The 18,003-nt window shown below is 60.4% G+C and carries 19 protein-coding genes; 7 read left to right on the top strand and 12 right to left on the bottom strand.

The window, feature by feature from the left end; all coding sequences use genetic code 11:
• Positions 1 to 4: 4 nt before the first annotated feature.
• From D1227_RS18755 to coxB, 8 genes are all read right to left on the bottom strand, one after another.
• Complete coding sequence (locus D1227_RS18755) at positions 5 to 703, bottom strand: SURF1 family cytochrome oxidase biogenesis protein (protein WP_119405767.1); 699 nt, start codon at positions 701 to 703, stop codon at positions 5 to 7.
• Positions 700 to 1,086: a DUF983 domain-containing protein gene (locus D1227_RS18760; RefSeq protein ID WP_119376543.1), complete on the bottom strand. Its 387-nt coding sequence runs from the start codon at positions 1,084 to 1,086 to the stop codon at positions 700 to 702. The genes D1227_RS18755 and D1227_RS18760 overlap by 4 nt, the downstream gene beginning before the upstream one ends.
• Positions 1,087 to 1,092: 6 nt before the next feature.
• Complete coding sequence (locus tag D1227_RS18765) at positions 1,093 to 1,965, bottom strand: cytochrome c oxidase subunit 3 (RefSeq protein WP_119376542.1); 873 nt, start codon at positions 1,963 to 1,965, stop codon at positions 1,093 to 1,095.
• 73 nt (positions 1,966 to 2,038) lie between these two features.
• Positions 2,039 to 2,590: a cytochrome c oxidase assembly protein gene (locus tag D1227_RS18770; protein ID WP_119376541.1), complete on the bottom strand. Its 552-nt coding sequence runs from the start codon at positions 2,588 to 2,590 to the stop codon at positions 2,039 to 2,041.
• A complete protein-coding gene (locus D1227_RS20075) occupies positions 2,590 to 2,751 on the bottom strand; it encodes a hypothetical protein (RefSeq protein WP_199288212.1) in 162 nt (53 codons plus the stop codon). The genes D1227_RS18770 and D1227_RS20075 overlap by 1 nt, the downstream gene beginning before the upstream one ends.
• Positions 2,748 to 3,716 carry a heme o synthase gene (cyoE, locus tag D1227_RS18775; RefSeq protein ID WP_119405768.1) on the bottom strand — a complete coding sequence of 323 codons (969 nt, stop codon included), beginning with the start codon at positions 3,714 to 3,716 and terminating at the stop codon, positions 2,748 to 2,750. The genes D1227_RS20075 and cyoE overlap by 4 nt, the downstream gene beginning before the upstream one ends.
• Positions 3,717 to 3,806: 90 nt before the next feature.
• Positions 3,807 to 5,480: a cytochrome c oxidase subunit I gene (gene ctaD, locus D1227_RS18780; protein WP_119405769.1), complete on the bottom strand. Its 1,674-nt coding sequence runs from the start codon at positions 5,478 to 5,480 to the stop codon at positions 3,807 to 3,809.
• 26 nt (positions 5,481 to 5,506) lie between these two features.
• Positions 5,507 to 6,463: a cytochrome c oxidase subunit II gene (gene coxB, locus D1227_RS18785; RefSeq protein ID WP_119376539.1), complete on the bottom strand. Its 957-nt coding sequence runs from the start codon at positions 6,461 to 6,463 to the stop codon at positions 5,507 to 5,509.
• 157 nt (positions 6,464 to 6,620) lie between these two features.
• Here coxB and D1227_RS18790 point away from each other — a divergent pair, with 157 nt between their 5' ends.
• Both D1227_RS18790 and tldD read left to right on the top strand, forming a co-directional pair.
• Entirely contained in the window at positions 6,621 to 7,169 is a 549-nt protein-coding gene (locus D1227_RS18790) for a tetratricopeptide repeat protein (RefSeq protein ID WP_233349914.1), read from the top strand.
• A 55-nt stretch (positions 7,170 to 7,224) separates the two neighbouring features.
• Positions 7,225 to 8,628 (top strand): metalloprotease TldD, encoded by a 1,404-nt coding sequence (gene tldD / locus D1227_RS18795; protein ID WP_119405771.1) that lies wholly within the window; start codon positions 7,225 to 7,227, stop codon positions 8,626 to 8,628.
• Here tldD and D1227_RS18800 read toward each other — a convergent pair.
• Positions 8,625 to 9,053 carry an energy transducer TonB gene (locus D1227_RS18800; RefSeq protein ID WP_119405772.1) on the bottom strand — a complete coding sequence of 143 codons (429 nt, stop codon included), beginning with the start codon at positions 9,051 to 9,053 and terminating at the stop codon, positions 8,625 to 8,627. The two genes, tldD and D1227_RS18800, sit on opposite strands and share 4 nt — an antisense overlap.
• A 107-nt stretch (positions 9,054 to 9,160) precedes the next feature.
• On the opposite strand from D1227_RS18800, the gene D1227_RS18805 reads away from it, so the two are divergent.
• Positions 9,161 to 9,586: a rhodanese-like domain-containing protein gene (locus D1227_RS18805; RefSeq protein WP_119405773.1), complete on the top strand. Its 426-nt coding sequence runs from the start codon at positions 9,161 to 9,163 to the stop codon at positions 9,584 to 9,586.
• Here the strand turns inward: D1227_RS18805 and D1227_RS18810 are convergent.
• The 3 genes from D1227_RS18810 to D1227_RS18820 form a co-directional block, all read right to left on the bottom strand.
• A complete protein-coding gene (locus tag D1227_RS18810; protein ID WP_119376535.1) occupies positions 9,583 to 11,391 on the bottom strand; it encodes a peptide MFS transporter in 1,809 nt (602 codons plus the stop codon). The genes D1227_RS18805 and D1227_RS18810 overlap by 4 nt on opposite strands.
• A gap of 126 nt (positions 11,392 to 11,517) precedes the next feature.
• Entirely contained in the window at positions 11,518 to 12,897 is a 1,380-nt protein-coding gene (locus tag D1227_RS18815) for a glutamate--cysteine ligase (RefSeq protein WP_119376534.1), read from the bottom strand.
• A gap of 15 nt (positions 12,898 to 12,912) precedes the next feature.
• Positions 12,913 to 13,674: a 16S rRNA (uracil(1498)-N(3))-methyltransferase gene (locus D1227_RS18820; RefSeq protein WP_199288341.1), complete on the bottom strand. Its 762-nt coding sequence runs from the start codon at positions 13,672 to 13,674 to the stop codon at positions 12,913 to 12,915.
• 57 nt (positions 13,675 to 13,731) lie between these two features.
• On the opposite strand from D1227_RS18820, the gene D1227_RS18825 reads away from it, so the two are divergent.
• Genes D1227_RS18825 through D1227_RS18840 form a run of 4 tightly spaced genes read left to right on the top strand, consistent with a single transcriptional unit; the run spans position 13,732 to position 17,815 of the window.
• Positions 13,732 to 15,096: an NAD-dependent succinate-semialdehyde dehydrogenase gene (locus D1227_RS18825; protein ID WP_119405775.1), complete on the top strand. Its 1,365-nt coding sequence runs from the start codon at positions 13,732 to 13,734 to the stop codon at positions 15,094 to 15,096.
• 26 nt (positions 15,097 to 15,122) lie between these two features.
• Positions 15,123 to 16,091, top strand: a complete 969-nt coding sequence (locus D1227_RS18830; protein WP_119405776.1) for a 4-hydroxybenzoate octaprenyltransferase — start codon at positions 15,123 to 15,125, stop codon at positions 16,089 to 16,091.
• Positions 16,092 to 16,141: 50 nt separating this feature from the next.
• The gene (locus tag D1227_RS18835; RefSeq protein ID WP_119405777.1) at positions 16,142 to 17,101 is read left to right on the top strand and encodes a fatty acid desaturase family protein; all 960 of its coding nucleotides are present in this window, start codon (positions 16,142 to 16,144) and stop codon (positions 17,099 to 17,101) included.
• A 45-nt stretch (positions 17,102 to 17,146) separates the two neighbouring features.
• Positions 17,147 to 17,815, top strand: a complete 669-nt coding sequence (locus D1227_RS18840; RefSeq protein WP_119405912.1) for a DsbA family oxidoreductase — start codon at positions 17,147 to 17,149, stop codon at positions 17,813 to 17,815.
• The last annotated feature ends 188 nt before the right edge of the window (positions 17,816 to 18,003 follow it).

An 18,003-nucleotide genomic window follows, 5' to 3' on the forward strand; every position in this document is an offset into this window, starting at 1 on the left:
AGCTCTAGTCCTGCTTCTTGAAGCGCAGCCGCCCTCTGGAATGATGGAAGGCGGCGTACACGCCAATGAGCGCGATGGCCAGCCCCCACCATGTCAGCGCGTATCCGAAATGGCGCTCTGGCGGCAGCGGGTCGCGGACGACAGGGGTCGCATAGGGATTCTCGGTCTGGCGCGAGCGCGAAGGCTCATCAGCCAGCCGAACCGTCAGGATATCCGGTTCGACCACGCGGGGCTGCGTGTCCATCTCGTATCCGAGATTGGAGAGCATCGCGCGGCCATCAAAATGATACCAGGAATCGTTGGCGGGATCGTTCTTGCCGCCGAAGCCCTGCTTGCCGGGTTCACGGATGAAGACGTTCGCTTCATAGGCAACCGGACCGGCATCCGAGATGGCCATCGGCACCGGCATTGTGCCAGACGTTGCGTCCCAGAGCACGAGCACCAGCTCGCCCTGTCCGTCGATCCGGCCCGGCAGGTAACGCCGCCAAACCGCTTCGCCGTCGACAATGCCGTAGACCTGTTGCGTATTGCCGGGATTGGCCGTGTCGACGTCGACCAGCACAGGCCCGAACTGGGCCGCCTCTTCTGGCGCCTTGCCTACTTTTTCCGAGTATCGGCCGTATTGCCAGTTTCCCAGCCAGATCAGGATGGCGAGGCTGACAATGGTCAGGACGCTCATCAGCGGAAGGGGACGGAAGCTCATTGTGCGTCTCCGCCAGGGCCCCCGTCAGACCATTGCGCTTCTTCTGCCTTGTTCTTCCATTGCAGGGCGAACATCAGCGACTTGAACGGCCGCAGAAGCATAACGGCAAGGACCACGATGACCGGCGTCCAGAGGATGAGGTGCACCCAGAAGGGCGGCGAGAACAACGCCTGCACCAGCAGCACAGGCGGCATGATCAGGATGCCGAGCAGGAACATGACGAAAAAAGCCGGCCCGTCACCCGAGTCGGCTTTCGAGAAGTCTGCCCCGCAAGCCGTGCAGGACGGAGCAAACTCCAGATATGATCTGAATACCGGGCCTTCCCCGCAGGCCGGGCAGCGACAGCGCAGCCCGGCCGAAATGGGAGAGACCTCGCGTGCCACGGTAAACTAGTGGCCCATCACCAGGTACGGGATGACGTAGACGAAGGCGAACAGGAACAGCCAGACGACGTCCACGAAGTGCCAGTACCAGGCGGCGAATTCGAAACCGAGATGCTTCTTGGCAGACATGCCGCCGCTCATCAGGCGGATCAGGCAGACGATCAGGAAGATCGTGCCGATCACCACGTGCGCGCCGTGGAAGCCAGTCGCCATGAAGAAGGCGGAGCCATAGAGCGTGCCGTCATAGGTGAAGCCAGCATGGGTGTATTCGAGCACCTGCAGGCCGGTGAAGCTGACACCGAGCACGATCGTGATGAAGAGCATCAGGATCGCGGTCTTGCGGTTATCATGCTGCAGGGCGTGGTGGGCTGCGGTCACGGTCGTGCCCGAGAGCAGCAGGACCAGCGTGTTCATCAGCGGCAGGTGGAACGGGTCGAACACCTCGACACCGGCCGGCGGCCATTCTGCGAAGCGGCTCAGGCCTTCCTGGTAGATCGGGTTTGAGACATCGAACGTCTCGCCGACGCGGGCGCCATGGAAGATCGCAAACTCGAAGAAGCTCCAGAACCAGGCCACGAAGAACATGACTTCCGAAGCGATAAACAGGATCATGCCGTAGCGCAGGCCGATCTGCACGACGGGTGTATGATCGCCTTGGCGGCCTTCCTTGATGACTTCGCGCCACCAGCCGACCATGACCCAGATAATGCTGGCAAAACCGACCGCCAACAACCACCAGGTGCCTTCCGGCATGCCGAACAGGCCCTTCATGTAGGTCACGGCGCCAAGCGCCAGAACGATCATGCCCATCGAGCCGAACAGCGGCCAGGGCGACGGATTTACCAGGTGGTAGTCGTGTTTTACTTCATCATGAGCCATCGGCCGGCATCCCTCGCATAGTCCCAATAATTCTGGCGCCTTTTAGCGTGCGCCGCCAAAGAGTCGCAACACCTCAGTTGAGTGCAGCCGAATTCGCCGCACCCTCGAAACTGTCCGTCTGATAGAAGGTATAGGAGAGCGTGATGGTGCGGACATCATCCATGTTACGCTCCCTGTCCAGGTCCGGCGAGATGAAGAAAACCACGGGCAGTTTTTTCGTCTCCCCCGCCTTCACAATCCGCTCTGTGAAGCAGAAACACTCCAGTTTATTGAAATAGAGCCCAGCCTTGTGAGGCGTCACATTGTAGGAAGCCATCAGGCTAACATCATTCTTCGACGTGTTGGAAACTTCGTAAAACGCAAGGCCGTGTTCGCCGACCTTGATGTCCATGCTGGTCTGGAGCGGCCGGAACAGGACCGGCGCATCGATGACGTTCGCGTCGAACCGGATATTGAGGTGACGATCCAGGATGTCTTCCGGCGCGGCCTCGGCAATTTGTGTCGTTCCACCAAAACCGGTCACGCGGCAAAACGTGTCGTAAAGCGGCTTGGACGCGAAGGCGAGGCCAAGCATGCCAAGCGCGGCAACCACGGTGATAAGAAGAGTCTTGGTCGAGTTGGTCATCACATCCGCTCCGGTACGCCCCCGCCAAGCCGCACCATCGTGGTAACGATCACGAGCACGACAAATGCGACAAGGGCCAAGGCCAGCCACAAATTGCGCCGTTTCTGCGCCTTGCGCGCTTCGTCATCCAGATCAGGAGGGGTTGGGCGATCGTCGCTCATGCCAGCCCCGGGACGGCGATATAGGCGCCGAACCCATGCTCTGCGATGAGTGCGGCAAACAGCAGGAAGAGATATAGGATCGAGAAGCCGAACAGTCCCTTCGCCTTTTTCAGGCTTGCAGGCGCTGCACCGGCATCTCCGGCATCGCTACGCCAAACGCGCGCGGCGAGATACAGGAACGCTGCGCCCAGAATGACTGAGACGACGGCGTAAACGACACCGCCCAATCCGGTAAACACCGGCAGCGCGCCAAGCGGTGCCAGAAAGATGGTGTAGGCGAGGATCTGGTTTCGCGTGGCCGCGGCGCCGTGCGTCACCGGCAGCATGGGCACGCCCGCCTTCTCGTATTCCTTGTGGGCGAGAAGCGACAGCGCCCAGAAGTGCGGCGGGGTCCAGAAGAAAATGATGGCAAACAGCAGCCAGGCGTCGAGTGTCGTCGACCCTGTCACCGCCGCCCACCCGATGACTGGCGGGAAAGCCCCTGCAGCGCCTCCAACAACGATGTTCTGTGGCGTGCGGCGTTTTAGGAGCATGGTGTAGAACCAGCCATAATAGGCAATCGACAGGGCAAGCAGGCCCGCGGCCAGCGCATTCGAGGCCAGCCACATCAACAGGACCGAGACGCCCGACATGATCAGCCCCATGGCAAGGGCTTCGTCACGCGGCACGGCGCCAGATGGAATTGGCCGCGTCGACGTGCGCTTCATGACGCTGTCGATGTCGGCGTCATACCACATGTTTATGGCCCCGGCGGCCCCGGAGCCTAGCGCGACTGCCAGGGTCGCAATGCCAGCCATGACAGGATTGATCGAAACACCGGTCACGCTCTGCGCAGCGACAAGACCGGCCAGCGCCGTAAAGACCACAAGCATCATGATGCGCGGCTTCATCAGCTGCACATAGTCAACCGCGGTGGCCGGCCGGGTGCGCGGCAGTTGCAGGTCGGATGCGTCGGTCGAAGACATGGTTTCAGGTCCTGTCGTCTGGAGTGGAAACGGCCCTTCGCGCATCAGTCGCAAAGGGCCGCCCCTCGAATTGTACCCGCGTTCACGCCATTAGTGATGGCTGTCGGGCTTCACTTCCGGAAGCTCGTTGAACTGGTGGAATGGCGGCGGCGAAGGCAGCGTCCACTCAAGCGTCGTAGCACCTTCGCCCCACGGATTGGCTGCACCCTTGCGGCGACGGATAGCCGCCTCGATCAGGCCAATGAAGAAGATGGCGGTGGCAACCATCGTCACGGCATAGCCGATCGATGACCAGAAGTGCCAGGTGGTGAACCCGTCCGCATAGTCGATGTAGCGGCGCGGCATGCCGTTAAGCCCGAGGAAATGCTGTGGGAAGAACAGCAGGTTGGAGCCGATGAACATCGTCCAGAAGTGGGCATAGCCGATCGCCTTGTTGTACTTCACGCCGAACATTTTCTCGAACCAGTAGTACCAGCCCGCAAACAGGCCGAACACCGCGCCGAGAGAGAGCACGTAGTGGAAGTGCGCGACGACGTAGTAGGTGTCGTGCAGGGCATGGTCGATACCGGCATTGGCCAGAACGACGCCCGTCACACCGCCAACGGTGAACAGGAAGATGAACCCGATCGCCCAGACCATAGGCACTTCGAAGTCGATCGAACCGCCCCACATGGTCGCGATCCACGAGAATATCTTGATGCCGGTCGGCACCGCGATGACCATGGTCGCCGCAACGAAATAGGCCTTCATGTCGGACGGCATGCCGACGGTGTACATATGGTGAGCCCAGACGATGAAGCCGATCGCGCCAATGGACACCATGGCGTAAGCCATGCCGAGATAGCCGAAGACCGGCTTCTTCGAGAAGGTCGACACAATGTGCGAGATGATGCCGAAGGCCGGCAGGATCATGATGTAGACTTCCGGGTGACCAAAGAACCAGAACAGGTGCTGGAACATGATCGGGTCACCGCCGCCGGATGGATCAAAGAACTGAGATCCGAAGTTCCGGTCTGTCAGCAGCATGGTCAGGGCACCGGCGAGGACCGGAAGCGCGAGCAGCAGCAGGACAGCCGTCACGAGCACCGACCAGGCAAACAGCGGCATCTTGTGCAGCGTCATGCCCGGCGCACGCATGTTGAGGATCGTCACGATGAAGTTGATGGCGCCAAGGATAGAAGCGATACCGGCCGTGTGCAGCGACAGGATCAACAGGTCCATGGACGGTCCAGGGTGACCAGTTGCACTCGACAGAGGCGGATAGAGCACCCAGCCGCCGCCGAAACCGAGGAACTGACCGGTGCCCGGGATGAGCATCGAGATGCACGCCATGATGAAGGCGGCAACCGTCAGCCAGAACGAAATATTGTTCATCCGCGGGAACGCCATGTCGGGTGCACCGATCATCAGCGGGACGAACCAGTTGCCGAAACCACCGATCAGGGCGGGCATAACCATGAAAAAGATCATGATCAGGCCGTGATAGGTGATCACGACGTTGTAGAAGTGCTTGGCGTGTTCGATCGCCTGATCGCCCGAGTAACCGAAGAACTCCATCAGGCCGGTAAGCGGCCCGATGCCCGGCTGCGCAAGCTCAAGCCGGATGAGGCCTGACAGCGTGTAGCCGACGATCCCCGCGACCAGCGCGAACACCAAGTACAGCGTACCGATGTCCTTGTGGTTCGTTGAAAGGAACCAGCGTGTAAAAAAGCCCGGCTTGTGATCGTGTGCGTGATCGTCGTGGGCTGTCGAGACTTGATCCATAGCCATGTCAGAAAATTCCTCTGAAACTACTGGGCCTGGGCGAGGCGCATGGAAGCGTCCGTCGGCACATCGGTTGAAACGGTTTGCTGGCGGGCCGGAAGGGCTTCGAAAGCCGCATCGAATTCGCCCGCCTTGAGCGACGAGATCCAGGCGTCATAAACATCTGCGCTGACAACGCGAATCTCGATTGGCATGAAGGCGTGGTCCTTGCCGCAAAGCTCGGAGCACTGGCCATAATAGGTGCCCTCCTCCTCAACCAGAAACCAGCCTTCGTTCAGGCGGCCCGGCACGGCATCGGTTTTGATACCGAAGGCCGGCATGGCGAAGGAGTGAATGACGTCAGACGCCGCCGTCTGGTAGCGAATATAGCGATTTACCGGCAGCACGAGCGGATAGTCGACCGTGAGATTACGCGGGCCGCGTGCGCCTTCCAGGTCCTGGTCGCTGCTGAGACCGCGCTGGAGCGGGTTGGACACGAATTCAACGGGGTAACCGCCATCGTCCAGCTCGTCCGGGAAGGAATAGGTCCAGTTCCACTGGTTGCCTTGCGCCTTCACGGTCACCCAGCCTTCGGCCGCGGCGTCAGGATAGATGTTCGGATTATCGTCACTTGATTGGGCGATCACTTCCAGGTCCGGCTCATTTTCCTGATAGAACAGGTTCGAGAAGGACGGGCCGGCAATCGCGACGAGAATCAGGACCGGAACGACCGTCCAGATGATCTCGATCGCCGTATTGTGGCTGAACTTGCGCGGAACCGGGTTGGCCCGCTTGTTATAGCGCACCATCACGACGATGAGCAGCGCAAGGACGAAAATCGTAATCAGGGTGATGATCACGAGAAGATAGGTATGAAAGCCGTGCAGACGCTCCATGATACGCGTCGCAGCAGGCTGGAAATTCAGAGCACCATTTACAGGTTCGGCGGCAAACGCAGCCGCGCTGAAGCCGAAAAAGCTCAGAAGAGTGACAAGGAAACGCACAGACCCGACTCCCTAGGATTTGTTCGAGCATTGCCATAACTACACTCTTTCGAGGCGTCCACCCAAGCGCTCAGTGTTTTCAAATTTGTCGCAGCCAGTTCGCCGGGCTCAACAAAAGGCGCTATATTGTATTGGTTGTGAACTCGGGAGAAAGAACATGAACCGTGCTTTGATGCTGGGCGCTGTGTTGTCTGTTGCGGTATCCACCGCGTCTGCGCAGGTGTTTGTTGTTGGTGGCGGACTGGCCAGGGAGTGCTTCGACCTCGCCAAGAGCGGCAACTATCTTTTCCGCTCAGCCGATCAGACCTGTACGCGGGCCTTGCAGGAAGAAACCATGACACGCCCCAATCGCGCAGCGACCTATGTCAATCGCGGCGTCATCCGCATGCGCGAAGGCGATCATGAGGATGCTCTGGACGATTATGCAAAGGCGATAGAGCTGCAACCGGAGCTCGGCGCGGCCTATCTGAATATGGGAGCCGCGCATATTTACCAGAAGGATTTCGACCTCGCGCTGGAACCGCTCAACAAGGCAATCGAACTGGAAACCATCGATATCTTCGCAGCCTATTACAATCGGGCGATCGCGCGGGAAAATACCGGTGACCTTCCCGGTGCCTATAATGATTTCCAGAAAGCGCTGGAACTGAAACCGGGCTGGGAGCTGGCTGAGAAGCAACTCGACCGCTTCACCGTCCGCCAATAGGCACAACAGCGAAAGCCTTCTTGCACCCCGGCGCGCAAGGCCCCATTCTCGGCGCATGCTAGAAAATGACCTTCCCTTTGACCGCCAGGCCGCAACCAGCATTCTGGCGGACGCCTGCGATGGCGCCGACGATGGCGATATCTTTGTCCAGCGTGCGCGCTCGGAGCATTTCCTGTTCGATGACGGCCGGCTGAAGTCGGCCTCATACGACACCAGTCAGGGCTTCGGCCTTCGGGTGATTGCAGGAGAGGCCAGCGGCAACGCACATGCCGGCGAATTGACAATCGAAGCGATCCGCCGCGCCGCAGAGACCGCATCCGCCGCGAAACGCGGCTACAAGGGCTCGCTCGATGTCAGTCCTCAACCCACCAATCGGCGGCTCTACGCACCGATTGACCCCACTGAAGCCCCGGGCTTCGGGGTCAAGACCGACCTGATGGCCGAGATCGACGCATGGGTCCGCGCCAAGGATCCGAGAGTCGTCCAGGTGTCGGTGTCGCTCGCCGGCAGCCGCGAGGAAATCGATGTTCTGCGCCCGGGCGGCGACGCCTTCCACGATGTGCGCCCGCTGGTCCGGCTGAATGTGTCCGTGACCCTCGAAAAGGACGGGCGCCGCGAATCGGCGAGCGCAGGCGCGGGTGGCCGGGCCGCCTATGATGAATGGATCGCCCCCTCGCGCTGGAAAGCGCTCGCCGAGCGCGCGATTCGCAAGGCGGAGATCAACCTCGAGTCCATCCCTGCCCCCGCCGGTGAAATGGAAGTGGTGCTGGGCCCGGGCTGGCCCGCCGTCCTGCTTCACGAAGCGGTTGGCCACGGCCTCGAGGGTGACTTCAACCGCAAGCAGACCTCTGTCTATTCAGGCCGGATTGGTGAGCAGGTCGCCGCCAAGGGCGTTACCGTGATCGATGACGGCACGATTGATGCGCGCCGGGGCTCGCTGTCCTTCGATGATGAGGGCACACCGACACAGCGGACGGTGCTGATCGAGGACGGCATCCTGAAGGGCTATATGCAGGATCGCCAGAATGCCCGCCTCATGGGTATGGCGCCGACGGGCAATGGCCGCCGCGAATCCTATGACGCCGGCATCATGCCGCGCATGACAAATACGGTTATGCTCGGCGGCCAGGACGATCCGGACGAAATCGTGAAGTCGATCAAGCGCGGCATCTGGGCCGTCGATTTCGGTGGCGGCCAGGTCGATATCACATCCGGCAATTTCGTCTTCCAATGCACCGAGGCTTACCTGGTCGAGAACGGCAAGATCGTCGCGCCGGTGAAGAATGCGACGCTGATTGGCCACGGCCCGACCGCACTCAACAAGGTGTCGATGATCGGCAATGACTTCGCCATGGATGACGGTATCGGCACCTGTGGCAAGGCAGGCCAATCCGTGCCGGTCGGCGTCGGCCAACCTACGCTCAAGGTCGATTCGTTGACCGTCGGCGGCGCCGGTTAGGAGACGGGCACTTCCCGGCAGGGCCGCTGCGATTTGTCGGTCCGGAACGGTTTGGCGACGTGTTCGCCGGTCGCCGGATCGTAGTCCGACAACGTGTATTCGAGTGGATAAACGACATCGGTGCGCATCACCGGGACGCCACTCTCATATTTTGGTTCGAACCTAACCCGGGAGACCGCGCGTTTAGATTCGTAGCAGAATATCGGCTCGGTGCAGAAAGTGACCAGGCCGAATGGGTGTCCCTGCTCATCGACGGAGAAGTGCACCGAACAGGTGCCTTGCAGACCCAGGATCGCTGCCATGGTCGGATAACGCGGGACCGGCGGGACGACCGGCCGGGCGTCCCTGTCGGAATCGACTTCCTGCGCGTAGCCTGACAGGACCGGCACGCAGAGGCTCAAAACGCCGCACAGAAGTAACCGCATTCATCCCCCTCACGGTTTTCCTTCTCAACCTTTACGTAAACGCACTGTGCCACGCAAGCCGGTGCCGATGAGTGACGACGCTTCCCATCGAAATGTGCTAAACTCATATGATGAAACGACTGATCGCTTCCGTTTTTGTCGCGGTCCTGGCCGCCGGACCGCTAGCCTCATCCGCCCTCGCTCAGGGCCTGCCACCAGAAATGCCGGTCAACCGGGCTGACCTCATGGTCCGCAAGGCTGGCGGCATCCTGATTGATGTACGGCGCCCGGATGAGTGGGCCCAGACCGGTGTCCCGGTCACGGCGCATACCGTTTCTGTCGCGGATGACAATTTCATCAGCCAGGTTGACCGGGTGACCGGCGGCAACAAGAGCCAGCGTATCGCGCTCATCTGCCGTTCGGGAAACCGTTCTACTGAGGCGCGCGACAAATTGTTGGCTGCCGGCTATCAGAACGTCACCAGCGTTGCCGGCGGGGTCATGGGCCCCGACGGCTGGATCGACGCCGACCTGCCGGTGCGGCCGTTCCGCTAGTCCGGGCTCCGATCCAGGGTCACGCCAGCCGCATCCACCTCACCGCGACGTTCTTTCGGGCCGCTGCCGTCAGCGCCGTGGGTCAGCTTGCGTAGCCACGGGCTCGCCACAAGCAGGACGATGCCAAGCGCCACGGCAGCCGTACCGAGCTGGGCATAAACAGCACTGTATGCATCAATGCTCTGCTGCGCCGGCGCCCCTTCCGGCACCTGCGTCGCGCGGGCCACCTGGGCTGCGATAACGTTGGCGTAAGACGACGCCAGGAACCAGAAGCCCATCATGAAGCCGACAATCGTCTTCACGGACAGTTTGGTAACAGCCGACAGGCCGACCGGGGACAGGAAGACTTCACCAGTCGTGTGCAGGAGATACATGAGGACGATGAAGATGACACTGATCTTGATCGTGCCATCTGCCCCTTCAGACGCCCCGGCAATACCGAGATTCAGCACATAGAAGCCGGCCCCGATCTGAACCATGGCCAAGCCAAACTTGAAGAAGGCGTTCGGTTCCTTCCCGCGCTTGCCGAGGAACGTCCACAGCGCCGCGATGATCGGTGCGAAGATAATAATGAACAGCGGATTGGCCGATTGCAGCACCGGCGCCGGGAACTCCCAGCCGCCAATTTCATTGGTGACGTGTGCGGCCGCAAATAGATTCAGCGAACTCGGCCCCTGGTCGAACAGCGCCCAGAACAGAACCGACGAAACGATCAGGATTAGCAGGCCGATCATCTTGTCGCGCGCGACCGGCTCCAGCTTGGCAAGCATGTAGATGACAATGCCTGTCGTGACGACAGCGAACACCCCATGCATGGCCAGCGACATGATCCCGGCGATCTGAAGCAGGAAAAAGGCGACGATGACGAAGGCAAATCCAGAAAGATAGACTAGCCATTCACGGTTGATGCCGGCAACGACCGGCGTTTTCAGATCGACGTCTGCGGGCGGCTCTGCACGTCCTTCCAGCCAGTCCTGGCCAATCACAAAAACGATGAGGCCGGCCAGCATGCCGACCGCGGCGAGACCGAAGCCCGCCCACCAGCCGAGCGTCGCAGCCGCAATCGCGCAGAAGATACCGGCCAGGAAAGAGCCCAGATTGATACCCATGTAGTAGATGGTGAAACCCGCATCGCGGCGCCGGTCACCTTCTTCGTAAAGCGCGCCAACGCATGTCGAGATGTTCGGCTTCAGGAAGCCGACACCCGCCACGATAAAGGCGAGTGCGAGAAAAAGGATCGTGCTGTAAAGCGGGCTTTGAACGCGTTCGATCGTACCGGTCGCCGTAACAGTCCCGCCGTCTGTTTCGTAGGAAATATTACGAATATCGGAGCCCTTCTCAGGCTGCTCGAACGTCAGGATTGGCACCTCTGCGCCATCGACAACAATGTTCCGGCTCTGGGACTCGTCGTACTCCATGCGGGTGAGCTCATAGCTCGTCCCGTCAATGACGATGGCCTCGCTCGCTTTCGGGCCATGAAAGCCCATCAGACCGTGGCCAATCACGAGCAAGATCGCGCCGAAAGTCACTGCCTTCCGAAAGCCGATGTATTTGTCCGCCAGATAGCCACCGAGGAGCGGCCCCAGATACACAAGCGCCACATAGGCGCCGTAAAGCGTCAGCGAGAAGTCGCTTTCGAACAGGAAATGCCAAGTGAGATAGAGAATGAGCAGGCCGCGCATCCCGTAATAGGAAAAGCGCTCCCACATCTCCGCAAAAAACAGGATTACTAGGCCGCGAGGATGGCCAAGAATGGTTGGACGGTCCGACTCTACCGAGACGCCATCGGCGGTTGCGTCACTCATTTTCACTCCCCAAGCCTCTCTACAGAGACTCAAAATCTGCCCTAAGTGACGCTACTAACACCACGCGTTCCCGCGCGGCTCAAGCAAGGATGTGCCATTTGTTCCGGGAAGGGCGCAAGATGCGCCCTAGTAGGCCAGTGTATCGAAGGCTGGTTCGACCCGCCTGCCCCACTCACCGTAATAGAGTTCCAGCAAGCGGTCGGCTGGCGTGAGGCCCGAGGATGCGATTTCATCCAGCTCAGACAGGAAGCCGGATTCGTCGTCGCCTGCCGTATTGTATTTCTTGCGCGCCTTCAGCCCGTTCCGGCTGATAGCGAGGACGTCGAGAGCCAGGTCCCGCATCGACCGTCCACCCGGTACCGGCGTCTTCAGGCCGAGCGTTCCAACCGACAGGCGCACGGCTTCGCGCTCCGGCGCGCTCCAGTCTTTGACAAGGTCCCAGGCCGCATCAAGCGAATCCTGATCATAGAGAACGCCGGTCCAGAAGGCGGAAAAGGCACAGAGCCGGCTCCACGGGCCTGAATCAGACCCGCGCATTTCAAGGAAGCGTTTCAGGCGCACTTCCGGGAAAATGGTCGACAGGTGATCGACAAAATCATCAATCGCCGGTTTCTCTCCCGGAAGGATGTCGAGTTTTCCGTCCATGAAGTCACGGAAGCTTTTGCCAGACGCATCAAGGTACTTGCCGCCGCGGCGAACAAAATACATCGGTACATCAAGGGCGTAGTCGACATAGCGCTCGAACCCGGCCCCATCCTCGAACATGAAGGGTAGCATGCCGGACCGGTCCGGGTCTGTGTCTGTCCAGATGTGTGAGCGATAGGACAGGTAGCCATTCGTCCGTCCCTCGGTGAATGGCGAATTGGCAAAAAGGGCGGTCCCGAGCGGCTGCAGCGCGAGCGAGACCCGAAGTTTCTTCACCATGTCGGCTTCGGAGGAGAAATCCATGTTCGCCTGCACGGTACAGGTCCGGAACATCATCTCGCGGCCCAGCCGGCCGACCTTGAGCATGTAGTCCCGCATGATCTTGTAGCGGCCCTTGGGCATCATCGGTGTTTCGTCCATCGACCAGAGCGGCGAAGAGCCCATACCCAGGAAGCCAATTCCCAGCGGGTCTGCGATCTCGCGAACCTCCCGCAGGTGATCACCGACCTCATTGCAGGTCTGATGGATATGCTCCAGCGGCGCGCCGGACAGTTCGAACTGGCCGCCCGGCTCGAGGCTGACGCTGGCGCCGTCCTTTTTCAATCCGATCAGATGTCCGCCTTCGATGATCGGCTCCCAGCCAAACTGGTCCCGGAGCCCTTCCAGCATCGCGCGCACAGAAACGTCGCCTTCATAGGGAAGCGGACGAAGCCCGTCGCGGATAAACCCGAATTTCTCGTGTTCGGTCCCGATCTTCCAGTCCGCCTTGGGCGTGCAGCCTGCCTCCATCCATTCGACCATTTCGGCCTTGGACTCGATACGCGGGGCGGATTCGTCGATGTCGGAAGTCGGCGTTGTCATTGCGCAGGCTGCCCTCTAGCCGTTGGATGTTTTTGGCAGATAGGGATCATTGCGCCAGTCGCCAACCAGCGACTGCCAAAGTGTGAGCGCCGACACGACCGCCGTCTCGGCACGAAGGATTCGCGGACCAAGCGTCACCGGCCTGACAAAGGATAGCGACCTCAGCCGTTCGCGCTCAGCCGCGGAGAAACCGCCTTCCGGACCGATCAACAGGCCGGCCGCCGTCTCCTTCGCATGGCTTAAGGCCTCGGCCATGGGCAAAGCCTCGCCGGCCTCATCGCAATAGTAGAGGGGGACGGTCGGGTTCCAGTGATCGAGCGCTTTCCATAGCGAAACATCATCCTCAACGGTCGGAATATCCATTCGCTCGGTCTGCTCTGCCGCTTCAATAACGACCGCCTGCAGCCGGTCGCTTCTTACCCGGCTGGACTGCGTAAACTCTGTCATCACGGGCTGAATGCGCCGAACTCCAAGCTCGCAGGCCTTTTCGACGACGAAATCGGTGCGGGCCTTCTTTAGCGGCGCAAACAGAAGCGTAAGGTCAGGCGCCGCATACTGCTCGCGCGTGCAGGCCACCGGCTCCACCTGGACCTTCTTGGCACTCTCCTGGACCAGACGGGCACGCCATTCACCGTTCCGGCCATTGAAGACGCGCAGATCCGCGCCATCCTCAAGACGCATGACACGAGTAAGGTACTTCGACTGCTTCTCGTCCAGAGAAACAGCCTGTCTCTCATCGAGAGGCGCATCAATGTATATCCGGGGCGGGGAACTCATCGCGCCCATATAGTCTTGTGTCGGATAAGAGTTAAGCCATCAAACGAGGCAATTTCCATGAGCGTCCAGTCGATCAATCCCGCCAGCGAAGAGATCATCGAGACTTTCGAAGCCCACAACGATGTCGAGATCGAGCACAGGCTTGCCGCTGCCGCTGAGACCTTCACGCACTGGCGCCTGACCAGCCTCGAAAAAAGAGCCGAATTGTTCGAAGCGGCCGCCAGCATCATGGAAGAAGACCGCGAGCGCCTTGCTCGCCACATGACGCTCGAAATGGGCAAACCGCTGTCCCAGGCGCTCGGCGAGATCGACAAGTGCGCCTGGGTCTGCCGGCACTATGCCGAACATGGCGAAGCTTACCTCGCCGATGAGCGCATCAAGACCGATGCGAGCAAAGCCTATGTCAGGCATCTCCCGATCGGGCCGGTTCTCGCCGTGATGCCATGGAATTTTCCGTTCTGGCAGGTTTTCCGATTCGCAGCGCCTGCCCTGATGGCTGGTAATGTCGGACTGCTGAAGCATGCTTCAAATGTCTGGCGGTGCGCGATCGATATCGAGGAGATATTCCTCAAGGCAGGCTTCCCGGAAGGCTGTTTCCAGACACTGCTGGTCGGTTCCGAGAAGGTCGAAGGTATTCTCAGGGACAAACGCGTGAAAGCCACCACCCTGACTGGATCCGGACCAGCCGGCGGTGCTGTTGCGTCAACCGCTGGGGGCGAGATCAAACCGTCTGTCCTGGAGCTGGGCGGCACCGATGCCTTCATCGTCATGCCCTCAGCCGATCTCGATTCCGCCGTTGAAACGGCCATAGACGGCCGGATTCAGAACTCCGGTCAGTCCTGCATCGCCGCCAAGCGCTTCCTGGTTCACGCGGACATATACGACGAGTTCCGCGACAAGTTCATCGCCGGCATGCAAGCGATAACAATTGGCAACCCGCTGGAAGACGGCGTAAAGCTCGGGCCGCTTGCCATGAAAGCCATTCGCGATGATCTGCAGAAGCAAACCAGAGCATCCATAGAGGCCGGCGCGAAGCCTCTTCTTGAACCTCAGTCGCTGCCCGAGAAGGGCTGGTGGTTGGCGCCGCAGATTCTGGAAGACATTCCCGACATGGCGCCTGCAGCCCATGAGGAAATGTTCGGGCCAGTGGCCGGGCTGTGGAAGGTTACCTCGCTGACCCAAGCCATCGAACGTGCCAATCGCAGCGATTTCGGCTTGGGCTCGGCGATCTTCACGCAGGACGAAGCGGACATCGACATCGCCATTCGCGACCTGGAGGCCGGATCGACCTTTGTAAACGCGAAGGTCGCCAGCGATCCGCGCCTGCCCTTTGGCGGCATCAAGCAGTCCGGCTTTGGCAGGGAACTCTCGCGCGACGGCATTCTGGCGTTTGTGAATCGCAAGACAATCTCTATCGCTTGAGGGGCAAAATTCGCTATAGGGGCGGCATGACTGAAACGAAAGACGATTCCCGGGATACTGATCCGGTCGATGCGGACATCGAGAAAAAGCCGCAGGCGCCAGCTGACAGCGCCCTCCCGGAATGGCTCGTTTCCCTGCCGGAAAAGCTGGTTCCTTTTGCGGCGCTGGCCCGGCTCGATCGCCCGATCGGCACATGGCTCGTGATACTCCCGACGCTCGCGTCGTTCGCTTATACGCGCATCTCGACCGGCTTCTACTGGACCGACATCTGGTGGCAGTTGCTGTTCGCCATCGGCGCTATTGTCATGCGTGGGGCTGCCTGCACCTGGAACGACATCACCGACCGGGATTTTGATGCGAAGGTCGAGCGCACAGCCAGCCGGCCATTGCCATCGGGCCAGGTCAGCCTTCGGGACGCATACATCTTCCTCGGCGTTCAGCTATTAGTCGGTTTTCTCGCTTGGCTTTGCCTGCCGCTGGACGCCAAGATTGTCGCGCTACTCGCTATCCCTCTGATCGGGGCCTATCCTTTCATGAAGCGGATCACCTGGTGGCCGCAGGCCTGGCTCGGGGCGACCATTAACTGGGGCGCGCTGGTGGCCGCCGCCACCGCCGTGCATGTCTCGTTCGGGACGCTTATCCTGTTCTTCGGCTTTGCGGCCTGGACCATCGCCTATGACACGATCTACGCCATCCAGGATGAAGAAGACGATGCGCTGATCGGCGTGAAATCCACAGCCCGGCTGATGGGCGAGCGGGTCATCCTCGGCGCTTTCTCGTTTTTCCTCATCGCAGCCGCCTGCTTCGCTGTGGCGGCAGCCGGCACAGGCGCAACCCGGATCGGTGCGCTGACCGTGATTGCCTTCCTCGTCCACGCGATCTGGCAGGTGCACACGCTCGACCGAGACAAGGGCACGGCCCTGAAGGTTTTCAGGTCGAATGCCTGGGCGGGGCTCATCCTGGTGGCGGGCTTCACAGTTGCCGCCGCGCTGTAAGCCGCAACAACCTCTTGGCTGACGCTGCGCCAATCGGGTAGATTGATCATATGCCTGCTGCAAAACGCATCCGCCCTCTGGACCTGTTCACCCGCGAGGAGTGGGCGCATGTGAGCCAGCGGTCCAACCTTCTGGGAACGGGCACAGTTGTTCATGCCTGGGCTGTCATTGCGCTCGCCATGGCCGCAGCGATCTGGCAGCCTTGGCTTGCGATCATAGCCATTCCCGTGATTGGCGCGCGCCAGCTCGGCCTTGCGATCCTGATGCATGAAGCGGCCCATGGGGGGCTTCATTCCAACCGCAGGATCAACGACTTTCTCGGCCAGTGGATCTGCGCCGCGCCGGTGGGCGCGCACCTCGGCAATTACCGCAATTACCACCTCACCCATCACAAATACGCCCAGCAGCCTGAAGACCCCGATCTCGGCCTCTCGGCGCCCTTCCCCGTGACCCGCCAGTCCCTTCACCGCAAGATCATCCGGGACCTCACGGGCCAGACTTTCTTCAAGCAGCGCCGCAACCAGTTCGCCAATGCGATGGGTCTCGGCATCCGCAAGTCGAAAGGCCAGACCAACAGGGCTCAATCGGCGCGCGAGGCCGTGATTCCTTTCCTTGCGACCAATCTGATCCTGCTCGCAGGCCTGACAATTGCCGGATACTGGTGGGCTTACTTCGTGCTCTGGCTGCTCCCCATGGCGACGTGGAACCAGCTTGTGACCCGGCTGCGGAATATTGCCGAGCATGCCGTCGTGCCGGATCATGAAGACCCGATGCGCCATGCCCGCACGACGCTTGCCAGCTGGTGGGAGAAGCTGCTGATCGCGCCTTACTGGGTGAACTATCACTGCGAGCATCACATGTTCATGCACCTGCCCTGCTACCGGCTTCCGCGCGCTCACAAGCTGCTTGCGAAGAAGGGCGTGACCGCCCAGATGGAAGTCAAGCAAGGCTATTGGGGCGTCCTCAAGGAAGCCTCTTCCAAGCCAGCAAGGCCCGCCGTGGCCGTCTGAACCTGCCAGCCGGGAATGCTGGCCAACCAGCCAGGAGCCAGCCTCATGACCAAACTGACCATCGAAATGGTGTCCGACCTTGTCTGCCCCTGGTGCTGGCTTGGCCTTCGCCGGATACAGAGCGCGATTGCGCTGGTGCCGGAGATAGAGGTCGAACTTCTCTTCCGGCCCTTCGAACTCGATCCGACCATTCCCGAAGGCGGGGTGAACTATCGCGACTACATGGCCAGCAAGTTCGGCCCGGAAACCGAAGACAGCCGCTGGGTGGCAATGCGCGAAGCCCTCGTCCAGTACGGACAGGAAGAGGATATCCCTTATAATTTCAGCGAATTGCGCCACCGCCCCAACAGTTTCGATGCCCATCGCCTCGTTCGCTGGGCGCAGGGACAAGGCAAGGGCGCGGAGGCCAAGGAAGCGCTCTTTTCCGCTTATTTCGAACACGCCCGCGATATTGGCGATCATGACGTGCTCTGCGACATTGCCGAAGAGATCGGGCTGGAGCGGGATATCGTCGAGAAGCTGCTGCTTTCGGATGCCGACGTGGAAGCGGTCCGCAAGGAAGAAGAGCTCTTCCGGCAGATGGGTATTGGCGGCGTGCCAACCTATATTGCGATGCGCCGGATCGCCGTTCAGGGCGCCGAAAGCGCTGAAAAGCTTGCGAAATTCATCAAGGCCTCCGCCGACCAGCTCCCCCAGCAGCGCAGTTACGGCTGAGCCAGCACCAGCGCCCGCAGCGTCCGTTGGGACGTGCGGCGTGCTGGTTTTGATCCCCGCTCCACTTCGTGCCGCGATGGATCGGGCTCAGGGAGTCTTTGGTTTGATCCCCGCTTCGCGATGGATCCGGCTCAGGGCTGTTTGAAACATCAGTCCGCATGGTGAGCGAAGTCGAACCACGCGGACGG

It is taken from the genome of Henriciella mobilis, from assembly GCF_003576315.1.
Taxonomy (GTDB): domain Bacteria; phylum Pseudomonadota; class Alphaproteobacteria; order Caulobacterales; family Hyphomonadaceae; genus Henriciella; species Henriciella mobilis.